Origin of the sequence: Mesorhizobium sp. M0166, from assembly GCF_040322255.1 — a bacterium.
In the GTDB taxonomy this organism is placed as follows: domain Bacteria; phylum Pseudomonadota; class Alphaproteobacteria; order Rhizobiales; family Rhizobiaceae; genus Mesorhizobium.
In genome coordinates, this window is sequence record NZ_JAMYTD010000032.1 from 44,078 (window position 1) to 62,316 (window position 18,239).

The 18,239-nt window shown below is 63.8% G+C and carries 17 protein-coding genes; 16 read left to right on the plus strand and 1 reads right to left on the minus strand.

All coding sequences use genetic code 11. The features are described from left to right. Positions 1–216: 216 nt before the first annotated feature. From NKJ46_RS26190 to NKJ46_RS26210, 5 genes are all read left to right on the plus strand, one after another. Entirely contained in the window at positions 217–1,722 is a 1,506-nt protein-coding gene (locus NKJ46_RS26190; RefSeq protein WP_292664620.1) for a UxaA family hydrolase, read from the plus strand. A gap of 332 nt (positions 1,723–2,054) precedes the next feature. Then, positions 2,055–3,050, plus strand: coding sequence for an ABC transporter substrate-binding protein (locus NKJ46_RS26195; protein WP_352491760.1), 996 nt, complete (start codon positions 2,055–2,057; stop codon positions 3,048–3,050). 103 nt (positions 3,051–3,153) lie between these two features. Beyond that, positions 3,154–4,707 carry a sugar ABC transporter ATP-binding protein gene (locus NKJ46_RS26200; RefSeq protein WP_352668716.1) on the plus strand — a complete coding sequence of 518 codons (1,554 nt, stop codon included), beginning with the start codon at positions 3,154–3,156 and terminating at the stop codon, positions 4,705–4,707. Next, positions 4,704–5,669, plus strand: a complete 966-nt coding sequence (locus NKJ46_RS26205; RefSeq protein ID WP_352649512.1) for an ABC transporter permease — start codon at positions 4,704–4,706, stop codon at positions 5,667–5,669. Before NKJ46_RS26200 ends, NKJ46_RS26205 begins: the two co-directional genes overlap by 4 nt. 71 nt (positions 5,670–5,740) lie before the next feature. After that, positions 5,741–6,760 (plus strand): zinc-binding alcohol dehydrogenase family protein, encoded by a 1,020-nt coding sequence (locus NKJ46_RS26210; RefSeq protein ID WP_352668718.1) that lies wholly within the window; start codon positions 5,741–5,743, stop codon positions 6,758–6,760. Positions 6,761–7,113: 353 nt separating this feature from the next. Here NKJ46_RS26210 and phnF read toward each other — a convergent pair whose 3' ends face one another. Beyond that, positions 7,114–7,857 carry a phosphonate metabolism transcriptional regulator PhnF gene (phnF, locus tag NKJ46_RS26215; protein WP_352668719.1) on the minus strand — a complete coding sequence of 248 codons (744 nt, stop codon included), beginning with the start codon at positions 7,855–7,857 and terminating at the stop codon, positions 7,114–7,116. A 138-nt stretch (positions 7,858–7,995) separates the two neighbouring features. Here phnF and phnG point away from each other — a divergent pair, with 138 nt between their 5' ends. The 11 genes from phnG to phnE (NKJ46_RS26270) all read left to right on the plus strand — a co-directional run bounded on the left by phnG (position 7,996) and on the right by phnE (NKJ46_RS26270) (position 18,123). Next, positions 7,996–8,457: a phosphonate C-P lyase system protein PhnG gene (gene phnG, locus NKJ46_RS26220; RefSeq protein WP_352668720.1), complete on the plus strand. Its 462-nt coding sequence runs from the start codon at positions 7,996–7,998 to the stop codon at positions 8,455–8,457. Then, complete coding sequence (gene phnH, locus NKJ46_RS26225) at positions 8,457–9,068, plus strand: phosphonate C-P lyase system protein PhnH (RefSeq protein WP_352668722.1); 612 nt, start codon at positions 8,457–8,459, stop codon at positions 9,066–9,068. The genes phnG and phnH overlap by 1 nt, the downstream gene beginning before the upstream one ends. 1 nt (position 9,069) lies before the next feature. Then, positions 9,070–10,182, plus strand: coding sequence for a carbon-phosphorus lyase complex subunit (locus tag NKJ46_RS26230; RefSeq protein WP_352668724.1), 1,113 nt, complete (start codon positions 9,070–9,072; stop codon positions 10,180–10,182). A gap of 265 nt (positions 10,183–10,447) precedes the next feature. Continuing rightward, positions 10,448–11,347, plus strand: coding sequence for an alpha-D-ribose 1-methylphosphonate 5-phosphate C-P-lyase PhnJ (locus tag NKJ46_RS26235; protein ID WP_292665040.1), 900 nt, complete (start codon positions 10,448–10,450; stop codon positions 11,345–11,347). Next, complete coding sequence (gene phnK, locus NKJ46_RS26240) at positions 11,344–12,120, plus strand: phosphonate C-P lyase system protein PhnK (protein ID WP_065009749.1); 777 nt, start codon at positions 11,344–11,346, stop codon at positions 12,118–12,120. The genes NKJ46_RS26235 and phnK overlap by 4 nt, the downstream gene beginning before the upstream one ends. 2 nt (positions 12,121–12,122) lie before the next feature. Then, positions 12,123–12,830 (plus strand): phosphonate C-P lyase system protein PhnL, encoded by a 708-nt coding sequence (phnL, locus tag NKJ46_RS26245; RefSeq protein ID WP_352668726.1) that lies wholly within the window; start codon positions 12,123–12,125, stop codon positions 12,828–12,830. Further along, positions 12,827–13,444 (plus strand): DapH/DapD/GlmU-related protein, encoded by a 618-nt coding sequence (locus NKJ46_RS26250; protein WP_352668728.1) that lies wholly within the window; start codon positions 12,827–12,829, stop codon positions 13,442–13,444. Before phnL ends, NKJ46_RS26250 begins: the two co-directional genes overlap by 4 nt. Positions 13,445–13,692: 248 nt before the next feature. Beyond that, a complete protein-coding gene (phnC, locus tag NKJ46_RS26255) occupies positions 13,693–14,541 on the plus strand; it encodes a phosphonate ABC transporter ATP-binding protein (protein ID WP_352668730.1) in 849 nt (282 codons plus the stop codon). Between the two features lie 90 nt (positions 14,542–14,631). Next, positions 14,632–15,540 (plus strand): phosphonate ABC transporter substrate-binding protein, encoded by a 909-nt coding sequence (gene phnD, locus NKJ46_RS26260; RefSeq protein ID WP_352668732.1) that lies wholly within the window; start codon positions 14,632–14,634, stop codon positions 15,538–15,540. 166 nt (positions 15,541–15,706) lie between these two features. Then, entirely contained in the window at positions 15,707–16,663 is a 957-nt protein-coding gene (gene phnE / locus NKJ46_RS26265) for a phosphonate ABC transporter, permease protein PhnE (protein WP_352668734.1), read from the plus strand. A 92-nt stretch (positions 16,664–16,755) separates the two neighbouring features. Next, positions 16,756–18,123 carry a phosphonate ABC transporter, permease protein PhnE gene (gene phnE / locus NKJ46_RS26270; protein WP_352668737.1) on the plus strand — a complete coding sequence of 456 codons (1,368 nt, stop codon included), beginning with the start codon at positions 16,756–16,758 and terminating at the stop codon, positions 18,121–18,123. Positions 18,124–18,239 lie beyond the last annotated feature (116 nt).

Sequence of the window (18,239 nt, forward strand, 5' to 3'; positions counted from 1 at the left end):
AGCGTTTCTCGCGCATGAAACCGGTACCGCTTCGGAAAACATCATGCGCAACGCTAGTTTTGGTTGTAGAGCCTGCGTCGCGCATCCAAAAGACGCGTCGCGCTCTGGCGAAAAAACAATTGACGCGAAAATGTTTTTTCACGATAAAAGACATTATATGTTAAGAGCCGCGTGTCAATCCGCTCGCGCACCCAGGAACACACCCAGGAAGCTCCCGTGAACGCCGCAAACAGCATTCTTCTATCTCCCGCCGACAATGTCGCGGTCGCCAATGGCCGCATCGAGATCGGCACCGTGCTGCCGGGCGGCGCCGTCGCCGCCGCGCTGATCGAGCCGGGCCACAAGGTGGCGATCAAGCCGATTGCGGCCGGCGAGGCCGTGGTCAAATACGCCCAGGCGATCGGCCGCGCCACTGAAGCCATCGCGCCCGGCGAGCATGTCCATTCGCACAATCTGGTTTTCGAAAGCGGGCGTTTGCCGGTGGTGCCGCCGAGCGAGGCGGTGCATGCGACCGAGGCCGACCGCGCCCGCACCTTCATGGGCTACCGCCGCGCCGACGGCCGCGCCGGTACGCGCAACTTCGTCGGCATTCTCGCCAGCGTCAATTGCTCGGCCACCGTCTGCCACGCCATCGCTGACGCGGCTAACCGCACGCTTCTGCCGCAATATCCCGGCATCGACGGCTTCGTCCCGATCGTCCACGGCCAGGGCTGCGGCATGAGCGCCACCGGCGACGGCATGATGGTGCTGCACCGCACGCTGGCCGGCTATGCCCGTCATCCGAATTTCGGTGGTGTGCTGATGGTCGGGCTCGGCTGCGAGGTCAACCAGCTCACCCTCTACGGCCAGAAGGGCGTCGCCGCGGGAAAGCGCCATTTCAACATCCAGGAAGCCGGCGGTTCGCGCAAATCGGTCGAGAAGGCGCTGGTCGTGCTGGCCGAGATCGCCGAAGAGGTCGGCAAGCTTCAGCGTGAGCCGATCCCGGTCAGCGAGATCGTCGTCGGCCTGCAATGCGGCGGCTCCGACGGCATGTCCGGCATCACCGCCAATCCGGCGCTGGGTGCCGCGGTCGACATTTTGGCCGGCGTCGGCGGCATCGGCATCCTTTCCGAGACGACGGAGATCTACGGCGCCGAGCATCTGCTCGCCTATCGCGCCGCAACCCCCGAGATCGCCGCCAAGCTCGACGGTTATGTGAAATGGTGGGAAGACCACGTCGCCAAGCATGGCGCATCCATCGACAACAATCCCTCACCGGGTAACAAGCGCGGCGGCCTGACCACCATCCTGGAAAAGTCGCTCGGCGCGGTCGCCAAGGGCGGCCAGACGCCGCTCAACGGCGTCTTCGGCTATGCCGAAAAGGTCACCGGGCACGGGCTGGTGTTCATGGATACGCCCGGCTACGACCCGGTCTCGGCCACCGGCCAGGTGGCGGGCGGCGCCAACGTCATCGTCTTCACCACCGGCCGCGGCTCCTGCTTCGGCTGCCGGCCGACGCCGTCGATCAAGGTCGCCAGCAACTCGACCATGTATCACACCATGGAAGAGGACATGGACGTGAATTGCGGCGTCATCGCCTCGGGCGAAAAGACCATCGCCGGCATGGGCCGCGAGATCTTCGAACTGATCGTCGAGACGGCTTCGGGCCGCAAGACCAAGAGCGAAGAGTTCGGCTACGGCGACAACGAGTTCGTGCCGTGGCACCTCGGAGCGACGCTCTAAGCCGGACCATGCGCAACAGTCGCGAACACCTGACGTGATCGCCAGGTGTCACAGTTCCAACACTCACAAAAAAAGAATGAACATTCCATATTGACTGATAGATGGAATTAATATTCCATGCAGCATATTGGAGGAAATTGGTAGCGGAGTTCCGACAGAAAAAACTCTTCCGTCCAGCCATTCGAAGCGGCCATCAAACAGCGCTTGCGCCGACCGAGATGATACACTATCAAAATGCGGTAAATGTTTTTTATTGATAAAGTTCCGTTTGGGCCGCGCCATCCGAATGGAGCTTCCGTAACATTCACCGGGCGACTTAGGGAGGACTCCTAATGAAATTCGTGACCAGCATTCTCAATCGCCGCGCCTTCGTGGCACTTGCAGCCGCCTCGATGCTTGCCGGCGTGATGCATTCGGCCCCGGCATCCGCGGCCGACGTGACCATTCCGATCATCGTCAAGGACACCACGTCCTTCTACTGGCAGATCGTTCTGGCCGGTGCCCGCAAGGCTGGCAAGGACCTCGGCGTCAATGTGCCGGAACTCGGCGCCCAGGCAGAGACCGACGTCAACGGCCAGATCTCGATCCTCGAAAATGCCGTCGCCGGCAACCCGGCCGCCGTCGTCATCGCGCCGACCGAAGCCAAGGCGCTCGGCAAGCCGATCGACGAGGCCGCCACCAAGGTCAAGATCATCGGTATCGACTCCGGTGCCGACTCCAAGGCCTTCACCTCGTTCCTGACCACCGACAACATCCAGGGCGGCCGCGTTGCCGCTGACGGCCTTGCCGCAGCCATCGGCGAAGCCAATGGCGGCAAGGTCGAAGGCGACGTCGCCCTGATCACCGCGCTTCCGGGCGCCGGCTCGCTCGAACAGCGCGCCCAGGGTTTCAAGGAACAGCTCGCCGCCAAATATCCCGGCCTCAAGCTGGTCGCCGACAAATACGCCGACGGCCAGGCCACCACCGGCCTCAACATCGCCACCGACCTGATCACCGCCAACCCCAACCTCAAGGGCATCTTCGCTTCCAACCTGATCATGGCGCAGGGCGTCGGTCAGGCGATCGCCGAGAACAGCCTCTCAGGCAAGGTCGGGCTGGTCGGCTTCGACAGCGACGAGAAGCTGATCAAATTCCTCAATGACGGCGTCATTTCGGCACTCGTCGTCCAGGATCCGTACCGGATGGGCTATGACGGCATCAAGACGGCGCTCGCCGCCTCGAAGGGCGAGAAGGTCGAGGCCAATGTCGACACCGGCGCCAATTTGGTCACTAAGGCCAACATGAAGGACCCGAAGATCGACGCGCTGCTCAACCCGAAGCTCGACTGAGCATAGCCGCAAGTGAACTGTTTCCGGGGCCTTTCGCCCCGGAAACATCCCGCTCGTGCCAATCGCGAGGCCAATCTTTGGGGGCCAATCTGGGAGGATTGTCATGATGTCGACGGCGCAGGAACTCCATCCGGCCCCAACGCTTGAACCGGGCAGGACCATCCTCGAACTCCGCGGGCTGGAAAAGCGCTATCCCGGCACCCACGCGCTGAAGCCGGTCGACCTCGCCTTCAAGGCCGGGGAGATCCACGCCATCGTCGGCGAGAACGGCGCCGGGAAATCCACCCTGATCAAGCTTCTGACCGGCGTCATGCCGCGCACCTCCGGCGACGTCATCTGGGAGGGCAAGCCTGCCGCATTGGCGACACCGCATGAGGCGATGGCGCTCGGCATCAATGCCGTGCATCAGGAAGTCGTCCTGTGCCGCCATCTCACCGTCGCCGCCAACATGTTCCTCGGCGAGGAGGATTCCCGCTTCGGCATCCTGCAGCAGCGGGCGATGGTCAGGCAGGCGCAGAAGATCATCGACGATCTCGGCTTCGACCTGCCGGCGCATGTCATGCTGGGTGACCTGACCATCGGCCAGCAGCAGCTGATCGCCGCCGCCCGCGCCACCGTGCGCGGCACCAAATTCCTGATCTTCGACGAACCGACCGCCTACCTCACCCGCAAGGAGGCCGACCAGCTGTTCACGCTGATCCGCCGGCTGAAGGGCGAAGGCGTCACCATCATCTACATCAGCCATCGCATGGAGGAAGTGTTCGAGCTCGCCGACCGCGTCTCGGTGCTGCGCGACGGCACGCTGGTCGGCACCAGGAACATTGCCGAGACCAATGACGCCGAGCTGGTCAAGATGATGATCAACCGCTCGATCGAGCAGGTCTACCACAAGGAGCATTTCACCCCCGGCGCGACCATCGTCGAAACCAGGAACCTGTCGGGCAAGGGCTTCGAAAATGTCTCGATGTCCGTCCGTGCGGGCGAGATCGTCGGCCTCTATGGCCTGATCGGCGCCGGCCGCAGCGAGTTCGTCACCACGCTCTATGGCCGCCACCGCAAATCGGCCGGCCAGATCCTCTGGGAGGGCAAGGAGGTCAAGGTCAATTCCGAACATGACGCGATCAGGCTCGGCATGGCGCTGGCCCCGGAAAGCCGCCGCGACCAGGGGCTCTGCCTCAACCTGCCGGTCGGGCTCAACCTCAATCTGCCGATCTACAAGCGCATCTCGAATAATCTGCTGATCTCGCGCGCGCAGGAAAGGGCGCAGGCCGATCGCCAGATCGCCGACCTGCGTATCAAGACGCCGACGCGCGGCGCGCTGGCCTCTAGCCTGTCCGGCGGCAACCAGCAGAAGATCGTCATCGGCAAATGGCTCGCCCATGGCGCCAAGCTGTTCATCTTCGACGAGCCGACTGTCGGCGTCGATGTCGGCACCAAGGCCGAGATCTACCGCCTGTTCGGCGCGCTGTTGTCCAAGGGAGCCGGCATCATCCTGATCTCGTCCTACCTGCCGGAGGTCTATGAGCTCGCCGACACGCTGCACGTGTTCCGGCGCGGCAAGCTGGTGGCCACGCATGGGTTTCGTACCGCTGACCACGAGGAGATCCTCACCCAGGCACTGGCCGAGAAACAAGAAAGACCGGGAGGACGGATATGAGCACTGAGGCGATCGCTGCCGAAAGGCCGAAACGCAACTACAACGCCCTGTTCGGGCTGACACTGCTGGCGCTGCTGGTTCTTTTGTGGGTCATCCTGTCGGTGGCGACGCCGAGCTTCGCCTCGGCCAACAATATCTCCAACCTGTTGCGGCAAGGGTCGATGATCGCCATCCTGGCGGTCGGCCAGACCTTCGTCATCATCACCGGCGGCATCGACCTTTCCGTCGGCGCCGTGGTCGGCTTCGCCACCGTCATCGTCGCGATGCTGATCAACGCCGGCACACCGGTTTTCCTCGCTATCCTGATCACCTTGCTGGTCGGCGTCGCCATCGGCATGTTCCATGGCTTCGGCATCGTCAAGATGGGCCTGCCGCCCTTCATCATCACCCTGGCTACGCTGACCTCGCTGCGCGGCATCGGTCTGTTGATGACCAACGGCAACTCGATCTCGATCAACAACGACGCCTTCCAGACGTTCTCGCGCAGTTCCTTCGTCGGCGTCCCCAATCTGTTCTGGATGGTGATCCTGGTCGGCATCCCGGCCTACATCTTCCTGCACCACAGCCGCTGGGGCCGCTATCTGTTCTCGGTCGGCTCCAACGCCGAGGCGTCGCGCCTGTCGGGCGTCAACGTCCAGCGCACCATCTACATGGCCTATACGTTGTCCGGGCTGTGTGCGGCCTTCGTCGGCGTGCTGCTCGCCTCGCGCATCGGCATCGGCAATCCGACGCAGGCCGAGGGCTGGGAATTGCAGGCGATCGCCTCCTCGGTGATCGGCGGCACCTCGCTGTTCGGCGCTGTCGGCTCCGTGCACGGGCCGCTGCTCGGCGCCTTCATCCTTGCCACCATCAACAACGGCGCCAATCTGCTTAACGTCAACGCCTTCTGGCAGCGCATCATCACCGGCGTGCTGATCATCGTCATCGTCTATTTCGACGGGCTGCGCCGCCGCGGCAAATAGACCGCCTCCCAACAACCGCCGGCCTCGCGACAGCAGGGCCGGCGGTGCCATGAACCCGACTGGATTGAAGCATGAAAGCCGTCGTCTGCCGTTCCCCCGGCGAACTTGTCCTCGAAGATCGTCCGGCGCCTGGCGCGCCCCCCGCCGGCTGGGCGCTGGTCGCCGTCAGCCATGTCGGCATCTGCGGCACCGACTATCACATCTTCGAAGGCAAGCACCCGTTCCTCGCCTATCCCCGCATCATGGGCCACGAGGTTTCCGGCACCGTGATCGAGGTTGGCGAGGATGTCGATCTCTCGGTCGGCGAAGCGGTGATCGTCAATCCCTATCTCGCCTGCGGCAAATGTATCGCCTGCCGGCAAGGCAAGCCCAATTGCTGCGTCAGGATCGAGGTGCTCGGCGTCCACCGCGACGGCGCCATGTGCGAGCAGGTCCTGGTGCCGGCGCAAAATCTTTATCCGGCAAACGGCCTGTCGCTGGCCGATGCCGCCGCCGTCGAATTCCTGGCGATCGGCGCCCATGCCGTGCGGCGCTCGCTGGCTAATCCAGATGCGCGCACGCTGGTCATCGGCGCCGGCCCGATCGGGCTCGGCACGGCGCTGTTCGCCCGCATCGCCGGGCTCAATGTGACGCTGCTCGACATGAGTGCGGAGAGGCTGGGTTTCGCCGAAAGTGAACTCGGCTTCGCGACCCTCGACGGCTCGCAGGGCGCCACCGCCGACCTGGTGCGGGAAGCAACCGGCGGCGATGGCTTCGACGTGGTTTTCGATGCCACCGGCAACACCCGGTCGGTGCAGTCGGCTTTCGCCCATGTCGCGCATGGCGGGGCGCTGGTCCTGGTCAGCGTCGTCAAGGACGACATCGCCTTTTCCGATCCGGAATTCCACAAGCGCGAGATGATGCTCATCGGCAGCCGCAACGCCCTGCGTGCCGATTTCGACCATGTCGCCGCCTCGATCCGCAACGGCGCGGTGCCACTGGCAAAGCTCGTCACCCATCGCACTACGCTTGGCGAGACGCCGCGTGACCTCGCCCGCTGGGCGCATGAGAAGTCCGGCCTCATCAAGGCCGTGATCGAGGTGGGTTCATAACATGGCAGGCGGTGAACCCGGCCCGAATTGACGACGCCCCGCGCAGGTCGACCCCCACTCCGCCTCGGCTTTGCCGAGCCACTTCTCCCCCGATCGACGGGACGATCGACGGGGTAGAGGAAGGGTGCGAGCCTATTGCAGCCAACGCTCCTCAACCAGACTCCCTCCTTCTCCCGCCGTCAGCGGGCTCCCTTCCTCTCCCTCCGGAGGGGGGAGAGGTGGCTCGGCGAAGCCGAGACGGAGTGGGGGAAGGCGGTCCTCAAACGCCAAGCCGCTGATAAGTAAGCGCGACCGAGCCGGTATGATATCAGCGTGAGTCAGATAAATCACGGTCTCGTACCGGCCGGCACTACCTACAGCGCCGACAGTTTGAGCTCGATCCGCTCGGCCGGGAAGCGTGACTCCGAAAACTGTATCGGCTGACCGTCGGGCGTGACGTTGACGGCGACCGTGACCAGCACGATGGCGCCGGGCTGCAGGTCGAGGTCGGCAAGGTCGGCGGCATCGGCATGGCGCGCCGACAGCACAGTCGATTGCCGGAGATAGTCGTCGATGCCCAAACGTGCCAGCGATGCGGTGATCGAACCGGTTTCCGCCATGGCGGCATCGATGCCGGCAAAGCGCCTGGCATCGAACCAGCCGGCCGCGCGGGACACCGGCATTCCATCGGCTTCGCCGCGCGTTTCCAGGCGTATCACCTCGGCCCCCTTCGCAAGGCCCAAGCCCTCTGCCACACGACGGTCGGCGGGCTCGACCGATGACGCGAGCAAGGTGATATGCCGCTCGGACGCCTGTCCTTGCAATCCCTCGGAAAAGCGGGTGCGGGCGCCGATCGGATAGGACAGGCGCCTGCGCGACAGCACGAAGGTGCCGCGCCCCTGCTCCGCCCTGAGCACGCCCTCCTGCACCAGCGCTGCGATAGCGCTGCGCACCGTGTGACGGTTGACGCCATAGCGTCCGGCCAACGCGATCTCGGGCGGCAGCGCGGCATTCTCGGGAAAATCGCCGGCGGCGATCGAATGCAGTATCTGGTCGGCGATCTGCCGCCACAGCGCGACACCGCTGCGCCGCTCGATGCTGTTGGCTTGTCCGATCATTTCCGCCCCCGATCTTTTTTGCCCCAGACATTTTCCTCGTGTCATGCACTCGTCATGGACACGCATTAGAAAATAGATATAATTTGTATAGTTGTCTATATCAATAGACAAGTTTTTGGTGACAAGGGACTGTTAACCATGCGAGGACGGGAAGCGCGAGAGCAGGCCGAGCGCAAGGCCGTGATGGCGACGCTGTCACAATCGACCGGCGACGACATCGTCCGCCTGTGGGACGAAGCCGGCCTGCCTTGCGAAGCGGAACTTCTGCGTGGCCCCGAAACCGGCTTGGTCACGGTACGTGGCCGCATCGGCGGCGGCGGCGCTCCCTTCAATGTCGGCGAGGCGACGGTCACCCGTGCCACGGTACGGCTTGCGTCCGGCCATGTCGGCCACTGCTATGCGCTCGGCCGCGACAAGCAGAAGGCAAGGCTGGCGGCAATCGCCGACGCGCTCTGGCAGGACCCGGCCCACCGCAACGAGGTCGAGACCAAGGTCGTCGCGCCCTTGCAGGCCGCACTGGCCAAGGCACGTGACCAGCGCCGCGCCGAGACGGCTGCGACCAAGGTCGATTTCTTCACCATGGTGCGCGGAGAAGACTGATGGATATCGCCACTCAATCCATCGAAGGCGGCTTCGCCGATCCGGTATTCAACGCCCAGACCGTATTCCGCGCCGTCATGGACGCGATGGCGCGGCCGGGCAGCGTGCAGCCGCTGCCGGCCCTCGCCCACCCGCCGGCGCCGCTATCGGCCACCGCCGGGGCCGTCGCGCTGGCGTTGTGCGACAACGACACGCCGCTCTGGCTCGACCCGGCCTTGCAGGGATCGGCAGCGGTGAAATCCTGGCTTGGCTTCCATACCGGGGCGCCGCTGGCCAACACCCCGGCCGACGCGCATTTCGCGCTGATCGCCACGGCGGCCGAGATGATGGCGCTCGACGGGTTTTCGCAAGGCACCCAGGATTATCCCGACCGTTCCACGACGCTGATTCTCGGGGTCGGCGATCTCGTCTCCGGCGCTCCGCTGCTGCTCGAAGGCCCCGGCATCGAGAAGACGGCGACGATCGCGCCTGCGCAAATGCCGCGTCATTTCGTCGAGCAATGGAAGCAGAACAATCAGCGCTTTCCGCGTGGCGTCGACATCATCCTCGCCACGTCCGACGCGATTGCCTGCCTGCCGCGCACGACGCGCATCAAGACGATGGAGGCATAGCATGTACGTTGCGGTAAAGGGTGGCGAAGCGGCCATTCGCAATGCTCACAAACTGCTCGCCGACCGCCGGCGCGGCGACCGATCGGTGCCCGCACTTCGCCTCGACCAGATCGTCGAGCAGCTGGCGCTGGGCGTCGACCGGGTGATGAGCGAAGGTTCGCTCTACGACAGGGAATTGGCGGCACTGGCCATCGTCCAGGCGCGCGGCGACATGATCGAGGCGATCTTCCTGGTTCGCGCCTATCGCACGACGCTGCCGCGTTTCGGCTACACCAGGGCGATCGACACCGGCACGATGCTGGTCGAGCGGCGCGTGTCGGCGACCTACAAGGACCTGCCCGGCGGCCAGTTGCTCGGCCCGACTTTCGACTACACCCATCGGCTGCTCGATCCCGAGCTTGCCGCCGGCGGCGATGTCGCCGAACCGGAACAGCGTGCCGGCGAAGCGGAGGCGATGCCGCGCGTCTCCGCCATTCTCGCCCGCGAAGGCCTGATCGAGCCCGACGGCGACATGCCAGGTGATCATGTCCCCGGCGACATCACCCGCGAGCCGCTCGAATTCCCGATGGCGCGTGACATCCGCCTGCAGGCGCTGTCGCGCGGCGACGAGGGGTTTCTGCTGGCGCTCGGCTATTCCACCCAGCGCGGCTACGCGCGCAACCATCCCTTCGTCGGCGAGGTTCGCATCGGCGAGGTCGAACTCGAACTGGACGTGCCGGAACTGCCCTTTGCCGTGCCGCTCGGCAGCATCCGCGTCGCCGAATGCCAGATGGTCAACCAGTTCAAGGGCTCGGCCAAGGCGCCGCCGCAATTCACCCGCGGCTACGGCCTTGTCTTCGGCCAGAGCGAGCGCAAGGCGATGGCCATGGCGCTATGCGACCGCGCGCTGCGCGCCTCGGAGTTCGGGGAGGACGTCGTTGCCGCCGCGCAGGACGAGGAGTTCGTCATCTCGCATTCCGACAATGTCCAGGCGACCGGCTTCGTCGAGCATCTGAAGCTGCCGCACTATGTCGACTTCCAGGCCGAGCTCGACCTCGTGCGCCGCATGCGCGCCGAGCACGACGCTCGCGAAAATGCCGGCAAGGGCGAAGAGAAGAGGCAAGCCGCGGAATGACTTCAGTTAGCTCCACCACCGTGACTTCCCCCGTCTGGGGAATGGCCTCCGGATCCGCCGTAACCGCTACTGCTGCCGACGGTCTCGCCTTGCGCGCCTTCCCTCGGCTCAGGAAGAACCATTCTACGAAGCACAAAGGCAACCACCCCGACGAACACCAGCAACAGTATTCCGAGGCGCATCCATCCGATCGGGGTCATCGGAGCCCAGCCCCTTTTACGTGTCTTGGAACTCAATTCGGTAGCACAGAGCGGAAGCGATCGCCATGACCGACATCGCCACCTACAACTTCGCCTATCTCGACGAACAGACCAAGCGGATGATCCGCCGCGCCATCCTCAAGGGCATCGCCATCCCTGGCTATCAGGTGCCGTTCGCGTCGCGCGAAATGCCGATGCCCTATGGCTGGGGCACCGGCGGCGTGCAGGTCACGGCTTCGATCATCGGCCCGGACGATGTGCTCAAGGTCATCGACCAGGGCGCCGACGACACCACCAATGCGGTTTCGATCCGCGCTTTCTTCAAGAAGGTCGCCAATGTCGCGGTCACCACCGAGACGGCGAAGGCGACGATCATCCAGACGCGTCACCGCATCCCCGAGTATCCGCTGAGTGCCGGCCAGGTGCTGGTCTACCAGGTGCCGATCCCCGAGCCGCTGCGCTTCCTCGAGCCGCGCGAAACGGAGACGCGCAAAATGCATGCGCTGGAGGAATATGGCCTCATGCATGTGAAGCTCTACGAGGACATCGCCAGGCACGGCCGCATCGCCACCACCTATGCCTATCCGGTCAAGGTGGAGGGCCGCTATGTGATGGATCCGTCGCCGACACCGAAATTCGACAATCCGAAGATGCACCGTTCGCCGGCTTTGCAATTGTTCGGCGCGGGCCGCGAAAAGCGCATCTATGCACTGCCGCCCTTCACCGACGTCGTCAGCCTCGACTTCGAGGATCATCCGTTCGAGGTGCAGACCTTCGACCAGCCCTGCGCGCTGTGCGCGGCCGAGAACGTCTATCTCGACGAAGTCATCCTCGACGACCATGGCGGCCACATGTTCGTCTGCTCCGACACGGATCATTGCGAGAAGCGGCGGGCCGAAGGCCATCGCGGCCACCTTGCGCCCGAGACCCCCCTTGCCCAGGAAAAAACGGAGCCGGCGCAATGACCGACGAACCGCTGCTGCGCGTTTCGGCGCTGTCCAAATTCTACGGCTCGCGGGTCGGCTGCGAGAACGTCACCTTTGACCTCTGGCCGGGCGAAGTGCTGGCGGTGGTCGGCGAATCCGGTTCCGGCAAGACAACTTTGCTCAACTGCCTGTCGACGCGGTTGCTGCCCTCTTCAGGCACCGCCAGCTACCGCATGCGCGACGGCCAGTTCCGTGAGCTTTACCGCATGAGCGAGGCCGAGCGCCGCTTCCTGATGCGCACCGACTGGGGCTTCGTCCACCAGAACCCCGCCGACGGGTTGCGCATGACGGTGTCGGCCGGCGCCAATGTCGGCGAACGGCTGATGGCGGTCGGCGACCGCCACTATGGAAAAATCCGCGCCACGGCCGTCGACTGGCTGTCGCGCGTCGAGATCGACGAAGACCGCATCGACGACGAGCCTCGCGCCTTTTCCGGCGGCATGCGCCAGCGCCTGCAGATCGCCCGCAATCTCGTTACCGGGCCGCGGCTGGTGTTCATGGACGAGCCGACCGGCGGCCTCGATGTTTCGGTGCAGGCGCGCCTGCTCGACCTGCTGCGCGGCCTTGTCACCGATCTCGGCCTCGCTGCCATCGTCGTCACCCACGATCTCGCCGTGGCGCGGCTGTTGTCGCAGCGCATGATGGTGATGAAGGACGGCCGCGTCGTCGAAAGCGGCCTCACCGACCGCGTCCTCGACGATCCGCGCGCGCCCTACACCCAGCTTCTTGTTTCTTCCATTCTGCAGGTGTGAAGATGGCAACCCCGCTCGTTGTCTCCGATGTCGCCAAGAGCTTCACCATGCATCTGCGCGACGGCATCAAACTGCCGGTGGTCGCCGGTGTCTCGTTCGCGATCAGGGCCGGCGAATGCGCCGTGCTCGGCGGCCCGTCCGGCGCCGGCAAGAGCTCGATCCTGAAAATGCTCTACGGCAATTATGCCGTCGATGAAGGCCAGATCATCGTCCAGCATGAGGGTGGGCTCATCGATCTCGCCACGGCCAGCCCGCGCACCGTGCTTGCGGTGCGCCGGCTCACCATCGGCTATGTCAGCCAGTTCCTGCGCACTGTACCGCGCGTCTCGGCGCTCGATGTCGTCGCCGAACCGCTGGTCGAGCGCGGCGAAGAGCGCGAGGTCGCGCGCGAAAAGGCGCGCGCCTTGCTGGCGCAGCTGAACCTGCCGGAAAAACTCTGGGCGCTGCCGCCGGCAACCTTCTCCGGCGGCGAGCAGCAGCGCGTCAACATCGCGCGCGGCTTCATCACCGACCATCCGATCCTGCTGCTCGACGAGCCGACCGCCTCGCTCGACGCCAGGAACCGCGACGTGGTGATTTCCCTGATCGCCGCCAAAAAGGCGGCGGGCGTCGCTTTGCTCGGCATCTTCCACGATCACGACGTACGTGAGGCGGTCGCCGACCGCGTCATCGACGTGACCGCCTTCGCTGCCGGGAAAATCGCCGCATGACCAGGAAGCTGTCGGAGGCGCCGCTGGTCCACGAGACGGCGGAAGTCGAGAACTCGACGCTTGGCCGCTGGACCGAGATCGCCGAGCGCAGCCGGGTTTCCGAAAGCATAATCGGCGACTATTCCTACATGATGCAGGACTGCGGCGTCTGGTGCGCGACGATCGGCAAATTCGCCAACATCGCCGCAAGCGTCCGCATCAATGCCACAAATCATCCGACCTGGCGGCCGACGCTGCACCATTTCACCTATCGCGCTTCGGACTATTGGGACGACGCCGAACACGAGAGCGAGTTTTTCGCTCAGCGCCGCGCCAAACGCGTCACCATCGGTCATGACACCTGGCTCGGCCATGGCTCGACCATCCTGCCCGGTATTACCGTCGGCGACGGCGCGGCGGTCGGTGCCGGGGCGGTGGTGTCGAAGGACGTCGCTCCCTACACCATCGTCGGCGGCGTGCCGGCCAAGCCGATCCGCGAACGCTTCGACCGCCGCACCGCAGAGCGCTACCAGGCGCTCGCCTGGTGGGATTGGGACCACGCAAGGCTGCGCGCCGCCCTCGACGATTTTCGGGAGCTGTCGGCGGAGGCTTTCCTGGAGAAGTATGGCGGCTGAGGGTCGTGAAATGGTGAATAGTGAATGGGGGCAGCGGACAGGTTTCGAGGCTCAGGAAAGCCTTTCTTATCACCATTCACCATTCACCATTCACCATTCACCATTCACCATTCACGCGCTGGATTGGTCGCGCTGCTCCAGCCTGTGGACGTTAACAAAACTGACATCGTTCCGACACCGCAGGTTCACGTGGCTGCGCTAGCGAGGGTTAATAGACCTTCAATTGCGATTGGACTGGAGCCTGCACCATGTCAGCTACGCTCGAAATCCGCGGCGTCACCCGCCGGTTCGGCAAGAACACCGCCGTCAGCAACGTTCACATCGCGATCCCGCAAGGCCAGATGGTCGGTATCATCGGTCGCTCCGGCGCCGGCAAATCGACGCTGCTGCGCATGATCAACCGTCTCATCGATCCGAGCCAGGGATCCATCCTGTTCGACGGCGTCGAGGTCTCCGGGTTGCGCGGCTCGCCGCTCCGGCGATGGCAGCGCGACTGCGCCATGATCTTCCAGCAGTTCAATCTGGTGCCGCGCCTCGACGTGCTGACCAATGTGCTGCTCGGCCGGCTCAACCACCGCTCGACCCTGTCCAACCTGTTCGGCATGTTTTCCCGCGGCGAATGCGCCGAAGCGGTGGCTGCCCTCGAGCGCCTCGACATTGCCCGCACCGCGCTGCAGCCTGCCGGCACGCTTTCCGGCGGCCAGCAGCAGCGCGTTGCGATTGCGCGCGCCATGATGCAGCAGCCGAAGGTGCTGCTGGCCGATGAGCCGATCGCTTCACTCGATCCGCTTAACGCCAAGGTGGTGATGGATTCGCTGCAGGACATCAATTTGCGCGAAGGCATCACCGTCATCACCAATCTGCACACGCTCGACACGGCCCGCACCTATTGCAACCGCATCATCGGCATGGCCGCCGGCAAGGTCGTCTTCGACGGCCCGCCCGAAGCCCTCAACCGCGAGGCGGTGCGCACGGTCTACGGCGCCGACGGCAATGGCGGCGAGATCTCCGAGGCCATCACCTCGACCAGTGTCGCCATCAAACAGAAAATCGCTGCATCCGCCGGACCGCTCGAGCCAGCGTTTCCTGGTTACTGAGAACGGCCTGATCGCCCGCCCGCGTCAAAGGCACCTGTCAAAAAATTCGAACGCTACCGGCGCGAGGCCGGGACCAACAGGAGAGAGATAATGTTCAGGAAGATGGTTTTTGGCGCCGTTTCATTGCTCGCCATCGCGGCAAGCGCCGCTCACGCCCAGGATATCAAGGAATTCCGCATCGGCATCCTTGGTGGTGAAAACGAAGCGGACCGGCTGCGCAACTTTCAGTGCCTCGCCGATCACATGAAGTCCGAATTCGGCTTCGAAAAGGTCTCGCTGTTCCCGGCCGCCGACTATGATGGCGTGATCCAGGGCCTGCTCGGCGGCACCCTCGATTTCGCCGAGCTTGGCGCGTCGGGCTATGCCAGCGTCTACCTCAAGGATCCGAACGCCGTGACCCCGATCCTCACCACCCAGCAGACCGACGGCGCGACCGGCTATTATTCGATCGGCCTGGCGCTGAAGTCGTCCGGCATCACCGACATCAAGTCGGCAAAGGGCAAGAAGCTCGGCTATGCCGACCCGGATTCGACCTCCGGCTACCTGATCCCGCTGACCCAGATCCCGAAGGACACGGGCGCTTCGAACGAGACCTTCTTCGCCTCGACCGAGTTCAATGGCGGCCACGAGAACAACCTCCTCGCCGTCCGCGACGGCAAGGTCGATGTTGCGGTTGACGATTCCTCGGGCATCGGCGACTTCAAGAACGGCTACACCTCCGGCACCTTCCACAAGGAAGTCGCCAAGGGCGCCGTCGACCCCAACGATTTTGTCGAAGTCTGGCGCTCCGGCTTGATCCCGAATGGCCCGCTGGTCGTGCGCACCGCGCTCGGCGGCGATATGAGCGCCAAGCTCGCCAACTTCTTCACCAGCCTGCCGGCCAAGGACAAGCCTTGCTTCGAGGCCATCGAAGGCGGCGATTTCACCGGCTACGTTCCGGTGAAGCCGGACTTCTACAGCGTCATCGTCGAAGCCCGCAAAGCCGCGATCGGCGGCTGACGACAATTGCGGAAAGGGCGGCGTCCATTAGAGCTACGTGCGTCCACTTGGACGCACAAAGTACGCTCTAACACTTAGATGCCGCATCGTGCTTTCCGAAAGTCGAACTTCGACTTTCGGGCCGATGCGGTCGCCGCCCTTTTTGCGTGTCCGCTCGTGACCCCGTATGACCTTCGCCTCTACAATTCGTTCAGACGCGGTCCGGCAGGTAGCAGACGCCTGGCGACGCCAGAAGTCCTTGCGCCGGTTCTACACGGCGCTCGGCATCGGCTTGCTGCTTGTCGCCATGTGCACAGCCATGTGGTTCGCCGACGAGGCCAATGCCGGACATTTCTTCGATCGGCTGCCGCACATACTGGATTTCCTTAGCTGGCTTGTTCCCAAGGACTGGAACGACGTTTGGCGGGCGCTGTTCGACATCGCATCGCCGCACGACAAGGGCAGCCAGGAGTTCAACTTCCCGCTTGGCCGCGTCTATCTCTGGGGCGGCTTTTATCTACCCGAATATTTCGAGCTGATGCTCACCACGCTTAACGTGGCGCTGGTTTCCACTTTCATCGGCTTTGTCTTTGCGGTGCCCTTTTCCTTCATCGCGGCCCGCAATTTGACCCCCAGTCCGGTGCTCAGGCTCGTCGTCAAGCGCTTCATGGAACTGCTTCGCGCCTTCCCGGAGATCGTCATTGCCGGCCTGTTCGCAGCCATCCTCTCGACCGGCCCGGTCGCAGCCATCATCGCCATCGGCCTGCATTCGATCGGCGCCCTCGGCAAGCTCTTCTACGAGATCAACGAAAACATCGACATGCGCGCCGAAGAAGGCCTGCGCGCTGTCGGCGCGAACTGGTTCGAGCGCGTGCGCTTCGCCGGCCTGCCACAGGTGCTGCCGAATTTCATGTCCTACACTCTGCTCAGGATCGAGATCAATGTCCGCATCTCGACCATCATCGGCGCGGTCGGCGGTGGCGGCATCGGCGAGGAACTGAAGCTCTCCATCTCGCGCGGCTTCGGCGCCAAAACGCTTGCACTGGTGCTGCTGCTGTTCACGACGATCTTCCTCGTCGACCAGTTCTCTGCCTGGCTACGCCGCAAGCTCGTCGGCGAGCAGGCATTCATGATGGGCGCCTGACCATGATCCCAAAAAGCATGCCCTCGGGCCTGGCCAGAGGGTGGATTCCGGTTTTTGGAAAAGATCATGGCAAATCAACACGAAGACTGCCCATGGCCACGATGACCGCCGATGAGATTCAGGCGATCGAGGAGCGCTTTCCCCAAGTGTTCCGGCGGCCCCTGTACAAACGCTTCGGCCCGCTGGTCCTGTTCACCGGCATCCTGCTCTACCTCCTCTACGCCTTGTGGTTCTTCAGCCTGCCGCAAGTTCTGAGGGAATCGCACTGGGAGCGCCTGCCGCTCTTCCTGACGCAATGGATCAGCTACGATCTGCAGCCGGAATTCCGCCTCGACCAGCCTCAGATCACACCCAGATACCCGCGTTTTTCGGCGCTCGGCGAAGACCCGCATCCCGATTGGGTCATCACCAATGCCAACGGCTCCTACACCATCCTGATCGACGGCCGAGCCAAATCCGTCACCTTCGACAAGGCCGAGGCGACGCTGGTCGCCAATGGCCAGGCGGTGCCGGTGTCGTTGACCAGCGGCAAACCCGTAATATCCGGCCCTGTGCCCGAGTGGATCACCGCGCACGACGATGAGATCGTCGCCAGAATGGGCTTTGCCGGCGAGGTCCGGATAACCGTCGATCGCGTCAAGGTCCGCAAGCGCTTCCTCGGCTGGGCGAATTTCGTCTTCGACACACGCTCGCCCTTTTTCGGCAAGTCGCCCGGCGAGGTGGTCTCGTTGCTCATGTCCGGGCCCCAGCTCAAGCCGGGCACATCGAACATTGCGCTGGCCGCCGACAATATCTGGAACAACGCCCAATGGCAGCATGGCGACGTCTGGACGAAGCTGTTCCAGACCATCGTCATGGCATTTCTCGGCACCTTGCTCGGCGGCATCGTTGCCTTCCCGCTCGCCTTCTTCGCCGCCCGCAACATCACCCCAAGCGGCATGCTCAGCCAAGTGCTAAAGCGGTTCTTCGATTTCATGCGTTCGGTCGACATGCTGATCTGGGCGCTGTTCTTCACCCGCGCCTTCGGCCCGGGCCCGCTTGCCGGCAGCGCCGCGATTTTCTTCACCGAGATCGGCACGCTCGGCAAAGTCTATTCGGAAGGCCTCGAGAACATCGACGACAAGCCACGCGAGGGCATCCAGTCGACGGGCGCCAGCGGCTTGCTGGTGCAGCGCTATGGCGTGCTGCCGGAGGTGATCCCGGTCTTCATCAGCCAGACACTCTATCAGTGGGAATCCAACACCAGGGGCGCGACGATCATCGGCGCCGTCGGAGCCGGTGGCATCGGCCTGAAGCTCTGGGAGGCGATGCGCACCAATTCCAACTGGGCCAATGTCTTCTACATGGTGCTCTTGGTCCTGCTCGTCGTTTTCATCTTCGACAACATTTCCAATTTCCTGCGCCGCCGCTTGAGCAGGACGATCCACGACTACAACCGGATCCAGGCCAGCCAGGGCTGACTCATCCCTGCGGCGAAATCTCGCGAGAGGTCGGCAGGACAGAGGGGGGTGTGAAGGATTGCCGACGCAGATTTTTTTCTTCCCCATCAAGCTTGTTGCCTAGCAGCCCCTACGCG